Raw genomic sequence first — 11,943 nt, forward strand, 5'->3', positions numbered from 1 at the left:
CCCCAAATAATTGTATTTACTATTTTTTTCGATCTGTCCCACCAAAGATGAGACTTAAAAATAAGCCGATTCCGACTAAAAAGAAAACCATAAATGAACTTATTGCAATAAACATCTCACCGGTAGCAGACTTTGTAACAAATGCAATGAATAAGCTAAATAAAATTAAACCATTGGATAATGAATAAAGAATTGCCCGAACCTTATTCATCGCATATTTTTGACTAGTCTCTCTAGTTAAGAAACTATACGTTACAATCGCTCCACCCAAGACAATAAAAATAGCTGGACCTGAAACAGCTTCTAATGGAAGGTCCATAAAATACAACATGGAAGTAGTTAAAATCCCAAATATGACGACTAATATTCCTACTATCAATCCAGCAGTCGAAACACGAGCTGTCAAACTTGTATAAACAGCTTGCTTTGCTTTATCTTGACCAAGCACTCTCATATCATCAACCAATCCGCTAAGGTCACCCATCGAACTAACAGCCTCTTTAAATGCCTCCTTTTCATCCATTCCTGTTTTTTGATAGTCATTTATTTTTTCTTTTAAATTGGTTGTCAACTCTTCCTTTAATTCAAACAATTGCTGACTTTCTCCAACACCAGAAAATAATTGATTAACATATGACTTTACTTTTTGATCCAGATCATTTTTAATCCTCATTGGTTTCAACTCCTCCTTCAATTAAATTGTTTAATACACCTTTTGCGAAATGCCACTCTTTTTTGTATTGTTCATAGCGCTCCAATCCACCTTCAGTTAATCGGTAATATTTCCTTCGACCACCTTGGGTTTCATCACCCCAATAAGAAGCAATAAATCCTTCTTTTTCTAACCTCCGAAAAGCTGTATATAATGTTGCCTCTTTTAACTCATATTGGTTCCCACTCATTTCAATAATGGTTTTGTAAATCTGATAACCGTAGCTATCACCATGCCGTAGTACATTTAAAATAATCGTATCCGTATGACCACGTATGATATCTGTAGATATTTTATTAACCATCATACATCACCTCCCGAAATATAATATACAACACATTACTATGTCTGTCAAAGTAATATGTCGTACTTCCTTCTTTTCTATTGTTTTATTTTTTACTAATAAATAAAAATTAGCCGATTTGTCACCTGGCAATACGTTCGAAACAATCTTTTACTTTCTTCACGGATTGGATAGTACCAACGAACCCTTGTGCATTTAGAGCTAAACGGCTCACTAAGATGCTATCTTTTCTTTACCTTGAACATCAGCACCGAAGCTAGACTAACTTCATAGTTCTAATACAAAACTTAAAATCTTACAAATTTCTACCAAAAAAAAACCGCCGAAATTTGGCGGTTTATCTCTATCAGTTCAGTTATATCAAAGTTTCACTTTAGTAAAGAAAATAAAACAAAACTATGCAGCTCTTTATAAAAAGATGCATAGTTTTGGCTCTGGCTCTAAAGATTTTTGTTCATTATAGTAGGTTAGCTTATCGTTCGTTACATTTACAGCGCCATTCTAGTTAAAAATTAGAGGAAATAAAAATGTAACGAAAGCTGCCCAAAGTCCGTAGACTGGCAAATATTTAGTAATAGAATCTTGGATTGTTGAAGGTCCGGATTTGTTTTTCAGAAAACGCATATAGGAGATCATTATCCAAATTAGATTTGCCCAGATCAGTATGTTTACTCCTAAAACAGCAAGTCTATTAGGAGTAATCCCATATGAGGAAAGTCTGAAAACGATGGCTGATAGAGCCACGCTGTTAATGATAAGCGCAAGAACAATTAAGGAAAAATTTATATAATCTGAAATGTTCTTTTTCTTGTCTGAGTCGCTTTCAGTAATGGAGAATATGGTAACCGCCAATACACCAAGAAGGATCCCATTAAAGGCTATTAGGAAATTACGATCCAAGAAAGGATTTTTTTCGAGCCATATAACCGCTATAAGATAGACCAACAATGTGACCAGGACAAGAGGACTAAAGATTTTCGCTATATATGGTGTAATATTCTTAGCAAGTTTAAGATTCATTGATACCAGGTATGCGGCCACAATAGCGAGAGCAGCAGCACCAAATAAAACGACATTACTAAAATAAAAATCTCCTATATCCAAGCCAATAAAGCTGAATAACTGCATGGTTAATGCTGCCAGTATCATTCCACTAACAGCCATGCTGGCGTAGAGAATACCATATTCCAAATTAAATTTGATATAGGCTAATCTAGTACTCCCTTTTGAATATTCATTTCCTGTAAATGCGAGCCCTAATAATATCCATAAGAATATGGGAAAGTGTAAATAAGCAAGGATAATACTGTCTTTATAATTTAAAGGCAACATATTAAGATAAACCCCAGAGAATAGGAACAACGCTACAAGGGAATAAATAACACTTTTTTTCGGAGTATTCTTGTAAACAAAATAGGCAGCAATAAAGGGAGTTATACCAAAGGCCAGATTAATTGGAGCAATTACTTCCTGTTCGACAAAATGGAAAATGATCCTGGTACATATTCCTGCCAGAATAGATAAAATGCCCATGAATATGAATTTTTTTTGAAGCAAGGAAGATCTTTCTGTATTTGCTTTCTCCTTGAAATACAATCTTTCATACCAAACGCCAAGGACCTGAGAATCAGGATTTTGTTCCCATACCTGCAAGATTGACTTCTTAAAAGTTTCTGGGTCTTTTCTATACATTCTCTCTAGTTCATGAGGGTTAGCAATGTTTTCAATTATCGAATTGTTAAGTTCCATCGTTATACCTCCCTTATTAATTGTTATTTCTTCCACAATGTTTAACTGTCTTCGTCACTTTTGTATTCTAAAATATCCCCTGGCTGACACTCTAAAGCCTTACATATTGCCTCTAAGGTGGATAATCGAATTGCTTTTGCCTTTCCATTTTTCAATATAGAAAGGTTAGCCATCGTTATCTCAACCCTCGCCGAAAGCTCTGTTACGCTCATTTTCCTCTTTGCTAACATCACATCAATATTGATTATAATTGCCATTGAATTCACCTCAGACCGTTAATTCATTCTCTGATTTTATATCAATTGCTTCTTTTAATAGTTTCTGGAGAACTGCCGCAAAGACTGCGATAACCATCGAAGCAAAAGGAACAACCAATCCGACAAAGATAACTCCTGGTGCGTCGTCTACTTCCGCAAAGATATAGAAGAGTGGCAAAGCTAGTACATGCAACATACTGATTGTGATTGCACAATATTTGATTTTCTTTAAAGCTTTTACAGATAAATCAGAGAAAGCTTTATTTTTGTCAATGTAACGAAGGAGTTTGAACGCCTGATACAAAGCAAAGTAATAAGGTATAGCTGATGCTTCGAAAACGATGAAAACGAAATATTTTAAAACCGCATACTCTGGTAGTACTTTTGCTATAAGATTGGCCATCTCAGGCACCAAAAAGATGCACAGAGCAAGAACCGGGACTCCTAAAAAAATAACCGCTATTTTTAAAAACAACGTTGTAACTTTTTCCATATAAAGCACCTCACATGTTTATTCTGATTTTGATTTTAATATATTATTTATTGATTTACAATAAATATTTATTAATTTTAATGAAATTTTTATTATTTTGTTCTGTTTGCACAAATAAAAGCATTCTACGGGTACTTCGTTTGAACCCATATATTTTTCGTACTATAATAAAGAAAACCCTATAAGGGAGCGTGTATCATGGCCAAACATAAGATCTATACAATGAGTGTCACAAGTGTCTATCCCCATTATGTTACGAAGGCGGAGAAAAAAGGACGTACCAAAGCAGAAGTCGATCAAATTATCCATTGGTTGACAGGATATAACCAGGAAGAGTTAGAAGCACAACTGGAAAAACAGACAGACTTTGAAACCTTCTTTGCGGAAGCTCCCCAACTAAATCCTTCGAGGGCTTTGATCAAAGGTGTAGTCTGTGGTGTCCGAGTGGAAGATATCGAAGAACCAACTATGCAGGAAATTCGCTATTTGGACAAACTGATCGATGAGTTAGCAAAAGGAAAAGCCCTTAATAAGATTTTGCGGAAATAACAAAGAAACACAGATCGCCGCTGTTGATTACCGTAATGCGGTGTTTTTCATATAAAAAAGCAGCGGAAAGGTAAATTCCTCTGCTTTATAATTTGTTATTCCTTTGTTGTAAATGAGAACCCATACGTGTCTTTTAACTCTAAGAGCATCGAACGCATACTTTGAACTTCGCTGTTGTTGTCAACGACGAAAATATGATTATCTTTATAATGGAACTCCAAACTTTGTTCCCTTGTTTCTTCGTTGATAACTAAGTATACCTTTTCTATATCCTCCCAACTGTATTTGATTTCGTCTTCGAAAGGTCCATCAACAAAGGTAAACCCAGCAGTACTCATCACATTAATTGGTTTTAACCCAATGAACATAAAAGCAATTGCCACAACCAGGCAACCTATAATTATAAGGATTTTTTGTTTGTAAAAAAAGTAAGATGCAATGGAGCCTACCATGAGAAACAACCAAGCTATTCCAAAGTACCAATAGGTTATCTTAGGTGTTTCTACAACCCAGACAGAAATCATATCCAAAGAAGCTCTTTGAAGAATATACGGAAGTAACCAGATAATTAATGGAGATAAAACGAATAAGGCGATTGCACTCACCATAAAGTAATGTTTTTTTTCGTAATTTTTTTTCAAAGCTATTCCCCCTTCTTAATAAATACGTACTATCGGAAGTTTAGTTTCGAATTATTTTAATTATTTGAAAATATTTCGTGTAACCTTTTCATATTTCTCTGTAAACAAAGGTATTTCTGTAAGAGTTCTAATGTCGATGCTTTCGTAGAATCATCATAAAGGGTTAGTTTATTGAGCAGTAATTTCTACTACTTAACAATAACTGATCCGTTTGGGACGGTGTGACTGAATTTAGGTAGTTAAAATAGTGGCTGGGACGATGGACCTGTCCCCTTGACCCACACTAATTGACATATCGGAAAAAGTCGATATAATGGGAGCTATGGAACCAATCGATGTATTTAAGGCGTTATCAAACAATACTAGACTTAACATTTTACTGTGGCTGAAGGAACCAGAGAAGCATTTTCCTAAACAAGGCGCTCACCTGCCAAAGGAGGTAAGTTATAAAGGGGGAGTATGTGTAGGAGACATTCAAGAAAAAGCCGAAGCTTCTCAATCTACGGTATCTCACTACTTAAATATGATGCAGAAAGCTGGTCTTCTTGAGTCTGTGCGTTATGGTCAGTGGACGTATTATCGAAGAAACGAAGAAGCCATTCGTCAGTTTGCAGACTATCTTAAAACAGAAATCTGAGTTGGTTGATTTCTGTTTTTTATATAATTATATATATCGATTATTCTAGATATTTAGAAATAAGGAACTCGGGAGGTATTCATTAAATGCGTTACATTTCATATATATTAGCGTTATTAGCAGGGGCAGCGCTTAGTTTTGAAGGAGCTATTTACGGTGAATTAGGGAAAACGATTGGAAAGCTCGAAACAAGTTTTTATAACTTCTTTGTGGGTTCAATTATCCTTGGATTATTATGGCTTTTCTTTGGAAAAGGTAAGCTTTCCTATGCCGTTAAGGCACCTAAATGGACATTACTTGGTGGTGTCTTGGGGGTTGTTTATTTAACATCTATTGTGATTAGTGTTCCATTTGTTGGTGTCGGAATAACGATGGTTGCAGTAATTATTGGTCAATTAGGAATGAGTATGGTGATTGAACATTATGGTTGGCTTGGAAGTAAGAAATCTAGTATCAATAAAGAAAAAATATTAGCTATAATCTCAATGATTATTGCACTTGTTTTAGTTTACTAGGAGGTCTAAGAATGAGTATATTAATGGTTCTATTCACCTTTTTAGGTGGTATCACATTAAGCGCACAGTCAGCTATTAATGGGACATTCAGTCGCAGGGCAGGAACAATCGAAACGACACTGTTAACGTTTCTAACTGGGACAATGTTTCTCGCCATTTTAATTCTTTTTTTGGGTAATGGAAACGTGTTTGCCATTTTAGAGGTACCTAAATGGCAGTTGAGCGCCGTATTTTTGGGTGTAATGTTTTTACTTTTTATTATTGCCGCTGTTCCTAAAATTGGGGTTATTGCAACCAATATTACCGTTATCATTGGTCAGCTTGTAATCGGCATTGTTATTGACAATTTCGGGTGGTTTAATAGTTTAGTCATTCCTTTAGATATGAAACGTTATTTTGCATTACTATTTATGATCATTGCTCTTTATTTTATCTATAAAGGAAATAAACGTGCCAGCGAAGAAATTTCTGCGTAATAAGTAAAATAATTCAAAACGCTGCAATCGTTAAAATATGATTGCAGCGTTTTTATTAGATAGAATAAACCTATTGAATTTATATGTCCGATATTTTAAGTGCATTTAAAATCGATTGATTGACCCTTTTAAAAACAAATCATCATAAGCTCGTGAGACACTATCTAAAAATAATAAAAGCAGACCTTACTCAATTCGTAAGATCCGCACTATCAACTACCACCCTATTACCTTCCATCCCCAAGCATCTGTTAGAGAAACACTCCACCCCAGTAGTTAAAGCCGATCTTGATAGATTGGATGAGCCAACAATAAGGTTTTCTTCTTCCTCTTGTTTGAACAAATAGGCTTTTGGATGAAAAGAGACGCTGTTACTTTTCCAAAAAGTGATTTAATTGTCTCAACCAATCTAATTAAGATCAGCCACTGAAATTTATAATAAGTAAGAATTATTAATGTTGAGGGGCTAAATTTTGAGGTCCAGAATATAGCATCATTAGCATTTCAAGTGCTGTCATATTTGGTAAATTGGCCAAAAACTCTTTTGCCTGCATATAGTTAGAAAATGCAAAGGCTTGAAGTTCTAAATAAATTGTATATTTGTTAGTTAATTTATCTCTCTGTAAGCGATACACTCTTATAACAATCTCCCGTGAGAATCGATTAAATCCTTTAGTTAAAATAAGGACCCCAACATCCGGTTTATTTGGACTAACCATAGTTCCATGTATTTCCATTTTATTTAATAATTCATCCGGTATGATAACATCTACATTAGTTGACCACATACTCTACCTCCTTTTTTTTATTACTTTCGACAAAAAAGGATAAGTTCCCTTCTTTTTCCTAAAAAAATAATTTTTCACATTTTTTACTCTTCCATACACTATTTATTTACTAAATTCTTCCGACTCTTGTCCACCACAAAATTATAGCTAAACCTCTGTTGCGTACTTGAATAAATATAAAGCAAAGAAGTACTAGATTTAACATCCAGTACTTCAAAGAGAATTGTTATATCTTTTTTTATGTTGTTTCATGTCAGAAGGTTTCTAAACCAATACTTCCTCCTCCAGCAACGGCGTCCCCACTCCAACACCTAACTCTCTCAATACCTTCGCAATTGTCTTCATCGCGCTATGAGGGTTAATCTTCGTCTCTATGTAGTAGGTCTCACCTGTATGAATCGATTCATAGGTATGCATGGAAGCAAATTTCTTTCTGTCCTTATGGATAGGTTGGAATGCGATAGCAAATCGTTTTCCTCTGCTGCCTCCACCTAGAATAATGCCTTCTTCAACTTTTTGTCGGAGCGGTAGGTTTTGTTCTTCCATCCAGCATAATGTTCTTTTGAAGAGGTCTGGGACATTGTCTACAACAATAGTAAATTCTTCACTATTATATTTCACAATGACTCTAAGTTCCTCCCACCTTTTATAGATGTTCCTTTGAAACGGATTAACAAAATTCCATGTCTCTTCTATATCATTCTCTTCATCTAGTATCCACTTGATGGTTCTAAACACTTCACCATAGGTATCATTTACAACGTTTTTCACATAGTTTCTTTCTTCACTTTCGTCTTCCGCTGCTATTTTCGTGATGGCTTTAAATACATCTTCAAAGCGGTCATATAAAGAACGGACCAAGACTCGTTCTTCTTCGATAGTGGCTAATTTTTCACGTTTCCCTTTATAGGGCATACGTAAAGCATCCAAATACTGCTGGATAATCGGTTTTGCGAAAGCATTTAAATCTGGATTTTCAAGGCATGGCATTAAGACAATGTCCACTAATTGCTGATAGTCCATTCCAATCCACTCGGAGCTTCCAAATGTTTCTTCATTACTTTCCTTGATTTGACTCTTTGGAACTAAACCAACCAACAAAAACTGCTCATCCTTATAGGTATCTTCGAATTTCCGCAAGTATTTGTTGCACTGTTTTATATCCACTCTTGCATACACCTTTTGCTCTACCGCGAGAACTAACTTTTGGACTTGGTTGGGATTTGTTTCATCCACGATATTCACCTTAAAAAATACATCTAATCTTCCTTTATCATCCTTACCTGCTGTTTCCTCCAGTGCATCCTGCTCCATGATGTTTAGCTTATTAATATTTTTTTCAGCTACTACCTCTGGGTCTCTAAACTGCTTTACATTTAGCATGGCAATATCGGTTATTTCATCCATGTCTGCATCTGCCGAGTCCGCCACTGCCATCAAAAACCTTTGAAAAGGATAATAGCCAAGCCTATGTCTTTCTGTAGGATCTAATAACCAAGACAAAAATCTCGAATGCCAAGTCTCCAAATGGGTAGCCCCTGCTACATGAAAAACATTCGGTCGATCAATAAGAAACTTTAATGCCACAAAATCTTTATCCATAGTTAATTCATAAAGCATTCTTTTAAGTGATTTCATAATTTCCCCTTCTCTTTATCTCGATTTGAGACTTAACATATTCTTATCCTATCATTCTCACGTAGCTTTTTTCCCTATGAACTAATTGATTATATACCTCTCCGGCCCCTTAAATACTTCCTTCACATGCCAGTAAATAAAATCATCCTTCGGGTAGTAGCTTGTCTCAATTGGATTCAATATCTCATTCCCGTGGTATCTCATTAACCATTCATCAAATCCATTTGTCCCATGCGCATCCTGGGATACAATCATTCGGCGATTATTGTTAATGGTAAACACACCTCTGTCAAAAAGCTTATGATGCAGGGAGCATAGGGCAATGCCATTTTCCTCTACATCTGGACCTCCAGCTTGGTGCCACTTGATATGTGCTGCTTCTACTCCTACCAACGTATGCGCCAGCCGAACATTGAACCCACAAACAGCACAGCTATATCCGTAAGCTCTAAGTATCTTATCTCTGAACTTCGAATCTCGTTTTCTCTTTTTTGTATTAGTAAAAGAAAAATCCAATCCTACCGCACTCAAAATATCATCATGGATGGAAGCAGGAAAATGCTGTTCAAGAATTATCTGTGCAAGCTCTGGGATAAGATTTATATTATCTTTTAAAGTCTTATAAACCTCCGGAATAAAGCCGCCTGCAACAGCTTCTTCAATCAACTTTCTATTATTTGGGCTTGATAGGTTAACAGGCTTGTCTAATTCCCAAATGCCATCTCTCGAAAGTCTAACAAACGGTTCCTCAGGATGATATGACTTCCGGATAGGTCCAAAATCTACTAACAACTGCTTTAAATCCTGCCCCGCTTGCTCATAAGGTAAGAACCTTGGATTGCCCTTCTGCAGTTGTCCCAATGCATACAATAACAGTAAAGGTTTATGTGGAGCTCTTTGGTTCCCCTTTTTCCAAATGGTTAGGTTACTAATAGAGTTTTTTATTTCTTCAAGATTCATCCTGCTTACCATCCTCAACTTCTACTAAAAATATCTTCTCTTGGAATCCACCGCGCTTATTCGCTTTTTCTTTTCGAACTTCCTCTACTTCTTCCATAGAAAAACCATGATGTGTTGCTAGAGCATGGATAACTTCTAGTAAGTCGGCTAGTTCCTCCACTGCTTCCTCGTTTGATTGGGATGCACAGTATTCGTCCAGTTCCTCATAGCTTTTAAGTTTGAGGTATTTTATGTAATCATGGTCATTTAATATTTCTGATGTGTACTTCTTTCCTGACTCTTCAATAATTTGTGGTATTTTGTCTCGGACTAGTTTGTTGTAAGTGGGCATTGGCGGTACCTCCGATAAACTGATAAAGTTTAGAACGGTATTCTTTAAATTTAAGTTGAATACCGTTCTTAGTTGTTAAAGTTTACTATAATAATCACCAATTTTTTTCGCCATAAGTGACCTTCTTTGTTGTAAGAATTCTTCATAGTTACTATGATTCAAATTAAAGATTGAATCCGGAATACAGTTCATTTCCAAATTACGCGTTAAATAATCCCAGTTATCAATCTCACCTATCTTTTTGCTATCATTCTCAATCTGTTTTATGACTGTTTCCATGTAGTCCTTTGGTGATTGAGCTTTGACTGCTAAATTCACTACTTGTTCGGTGTAAGCGTAATTTGCAATTTGGTTGTACTGCCTAGTATTATTAAATCCATTGTTCTGTAAATATTTTTTAGGGAAGACGTGGTGAACATCTCCTCTTTCTTCAATCAACTGTTGAACTGTAATGGATTTTGATAGAAAAGCATTATCTTTATCGTAAATCTGTGACATAACAAATAGATTAAAGTAAGGACTACTAGTTACAGAAGTATCTAAATTAGCTGGCAGGATATTGTCCCAATATGCTTGTGATAATTCCCCAGCTTCCACCTTTGTTACATAGTCCATTGGATTCTCCGATGAATTAAAACGTTTTATGTCGAAATCAAACATAGATTCGGGCGAACCTGAATAACGTTCCGTCAATAAGGATGCCACCAACCATTTTCTTACCACTTTATTTATGGTTGAGTCATTTACCTTCTTTTCTCTCAATAGCAAGAACAAGGCATAGGCAAAATTTAAAGCATTTTGAGAACGTACAAGCTTTGCATTTATGACACCCGCCGATTTCAGAATCATAATAAACCGTTTAAAGTTAGTTTCACTTATAAACTTCAGTACCCCATCATGAAGTCTTTCGAAAGAGTCTTTTACAATATCTTCTTTATATTCTCTTGTTTCAAAGTCCCGTCCAGACAATAAACTTACTAGATTGGAAAGTCTCCCTCTAAGGAATTTAAACGTAAATGCAACCCTTAAGAGGTCAGAATAACTTGGTTCATAAATATTTGTATTGTACCCTTTAAGCCACCTAATCTTGTTAAAGTTATCTGTTTCAGCAAACTCTTGATCATTGTGTACAATGTTGTCGTAAATTGCAGGACTCTTAATTAAATGGCAAAAATAATCTATTGTTTTACGAATTAAAGGTCCATTATGTACATCATTAACGGATACTTTAGACATTGCAAAGTCTGCTTGACTTAGTGTAACTCCAGCAGAATTTATCCTTATAAAAATTTCTGTCACAACCTCAATGTCCAAAGTATGAGCAAGTTCAATAACACCTATGGAGCTATACTTCATACTCGTTAACTTCTGTAAAATTTCATTGAGTTTATTATTACTTATTTCAGGATTCGCCTTACAATACTGATGAATAAATCCAAATGTATCAAACCCTTGGTCAAATACTTCAGATATATCTGGTATCCATCTCTTATCTTTCAGTATAGCTGGATTTTGCACTTCAAATGCTTGTTCCATAGGATTAAATGCAATTTTAATCCTTCTTTTACTATATTCTTTTGTGACAACCTCTTTGCCCGACACTGCAGCCATTATGGCAGTTACCCGTTGCTGTCCATCAATCAAAATTTTCTTCCCATGTGACACTGTACCATCCTTGAGTCTAGCATCTGGATTTTGCCACGTAATTATATAACCAACTGGATAATCATTATATAGCGAATCTAACAAGTCCCTTACTTTAGAAGGCTTCCATACAAAAGGACGCTGGATTTCTGGAATAGCTACAATCCCTTGTTCAATCCAACTTACTAACGCATTAATGTTTGTGTTATTGACTTGATAATTGGACATATCTTCACCACCATATTTGAG

Annotated in this window: 15 protein-coding genes; 4 read left to right on the plus strand and 11 right to left on the minus strand. The window is 35.5% G+C overall.

What is annotated here, in order from left to right; all coding sequences use genetic code 11:
* Nucleotides 1-19 precede the first annotated feature (19 nt).
* The 5 genes from K9B36_RS08850 to K9B36_RS08870 all read right to left on the minus strand — a co-directional run bounded on the left by K9B36_RS08850 (nucleotide 20) and on the right by K9B36_RS08870 (nucleotide 3,515).
* Complete coding sequence (locus K9B36_RS08850; protein WP_223701686.1) at nucleotides 20-673, minus strand: permease prefix domain 1-containing protein; 654 nt, start codon at nucleotides 671-673, stop codon at nucleotides 20-22.
* Entirely contained in the window at nucleotides 663-1,016 is a 354-nt protein-coding gene (locus tag K9B36_RS08855; RefSeq protein ID WP_223701833.1) for a PadR family transcriptional regulator, read from the minus strand. Before K9B36_RS08855 ends, K9B36_RS08850 begins: the two co-directional genes overlap by 11 nt.
* 501 nt (nucleotides 1,017-1,517) lie before the next feature.
* The gene (locus tag K9B36_RS08860; protein ID WP_223701687.1) at nucleotides 1,518-2,765 is read right to left on the minus strand and encodes a DUF4153 domain-containing protein; all 1,248 of its coding nucleotides are present in this window, start codon (nucleotides 2,763-2,765) and stop codon (nucleotides 1,518-1,520) included.
* A gap of 41 nt (nucleotides 2,766-2,806) precedes the next feature.
* Nucleotides 2,807-3,022: a helix-turn-helix domain-containing protein gene (locus tag K9B36_RS08865; RefSeq protein ID WP_223701688.1), complete on the minus strand. Its 216-nt coding sequence runs from the start codon at nucleotides 3,020-3,022 to the stop codon at nucleotides 2,807-2,809.
* Nucleotides 3,023-3,032: 10 nt separating this feature from the next.
* A complete protein-coding gene (locus tag K9B36_RS08870) occupies nucleotides 3,033-3,515 on the minus strand; it encodes a DUF2975 domain-containing protein (RefSeq protein WP_223701689.1) in 483 nt (160 codons plus the stop codon).
* A gap of 198 nt (nucleotides 3,516-3,713) precedes the next feature.
* Between K9B36_RS08870 and K9B36_RS08875 the strand changes: the two genes are divergently transcribed.
* Complete coding sequence (locus K9B36_RS08875) at nucleotides 3,714-4,064, plus strand: DUF2200 domain-containing protein (RefSeq protein WP_223701690.1); 351 nt, start codon at nucleotides 3,714-3,716, stop codon at nucleotides 4,062-4,064.
* Nucleotides 4,065-4,159: 95 nt separating this feature from the next.
* Here the strand turns inward: K9B36_RS08875 and K9B36_RS08880 are convergent, their stop codons facing one another.
* Nucleotides 4,160-4,705: an MFS transporter gene (locus K9B36_RS08880; RefSeq protein WP_223701691.1), complete on the minus strand. Its 546-nt coding sequence runs from the start codon at nucleotides 4,703-4,705 to the stop codon at nucleotides 4,160-4,162.
* Nucleotides 4,706-5,027: 322 nt separating this feature from the next.
* On the opposite strand from K9B36_RS08880, the gene K9B36_RS08885 reads away from it, so the two are divergent.
* The 3 genes from K9B36_RS08885 to K9B36_RS08895 all read left to right on the plus strand — a co-directional run bounded on the left by K9B36_RS08885 (nucleotide 5,028) and on the right by K9B36_RS08895 (nucleotide 6,333).
* Nucleotides 5,028-5,342, plus strand: coding sequence for an ArsR/SmtB family transcription factor (locus K9B36_RS08885; RefSeq protein ID WP_223701834.1), 315 nt, complete (start codon nucleotides 5,028-5,030; stop codon nucleotides 5,340-5,342).
* An 86-nt stretch (nucleotides 5,343-5,428) separates the two neighbouring features.
* On the plus strand, nucleotides 5,429-5,857 hold the full coding sequence (locus K9B36_RS08890; RefSeq protein ID WP_223701692.1) for a DMT family transporter: 429 nt from the start codon (nucleotides 5,429-5,431) through the stop codon (nucleotides 5,855-5,857).
* A gap of 11 nt (nucleotides 5,858-5,868) precedes the next feature.
* Nucleotides 5,869-6,333 carry a DMT family transporter gene (locus K9B36_RS08895; RefSeq protein WP_223701693.1) on the plus strand — a complete coding sequence of 155 codons (465 nt, stop codon included), beginning with the start codon at nucleotides 5,869-5,871 and terminating at the stop codon, nucleotides 6,331-6,333.
* 452 nt (nucleotides 6,334-6,785) lie between these two features.
* On the opposite strand, the gene K9B36_RS08900 is transcribed toward K9B36_RS08895, so the two are convergent.
* The 5 genes from K9B36_RS08900 to K9B36_RS08920 form a co-directional block, all read right to left on the minus strand.
* Nucleotides 6,786-7,121: a hypothetical protein gene (locus K9B36_RS08900; RefSeq protein ID WP_223701694.1), complete on the minus strand. Its 336-nt coding sequence runs from the start codon at nucleotides 7,119-7,121 to the stop codon at nucleotides 6,786-6,788.
* Nucleotides 7,122-7,385: 264 nt separating this feature from the next.
* Entirely contained in the window at nucleotides 7,386-8,759 is a 1,374-nt protein-coding gene (locus K9B36_RS08905; protein WP_223701695.1) for a PD-(D/E)XK nuclease family protein, read from the minus strand.
* An 81-nt stretch (nucleotides 8,760-8,840) separates the two neighbouring features.
* Nucleotides 8,841-9,719, minus strand: a complete 879-nt coding sequence (locus K9B36_RS08910; protein WP_223701696.1) for a phosphorothioated DNA-binding restriction endonuclease — start codon at nucleotides 9,717-9,719, stop codon at nucleotides 8,841-8,843.
* On the minus strand, nucleotides 9,709-10,050 hold the full coding sequence (locus K9B36_RS08915; RefSeq protein ID WP_223701697.1) for a nucleoside triphosphate pyrophosphohydrolase: 342 nt from the start codon (nucleotides 10,048-10,050) through the stop codon (nucleotides 9,709-9,711). The genes K9B36_RS08910 and K9B36_RS08915 overlap by 11 nt, the downstream gene beginning before the upstream one ends.
* Nucleotides 10,051-10,125: 75 nt before the next feature.
* Nucleotides 10,126-11,922, minus strand: coding sequence for a DUF262 domain-containing protein (locus K9B36_RS08920; RefSeq protein WP_223701698.1), 1,797 nt, complete (start codon nucleotides 11,920-11,922; stop codon nucleotides 10,126-10,128).
* Nucleotides 11,923-11,943 lie beyond the last annotated feature (21 nt).

It is taken from the genome of Sutcliffiella deserti (genome assembly GCF_020037475.1).
GTDB lineage: Bacteria > Bacillota > Bacilli > Bacillales > Bacillaceae_I > Sutcliffiella_A > Sutcliffiella_A deserti.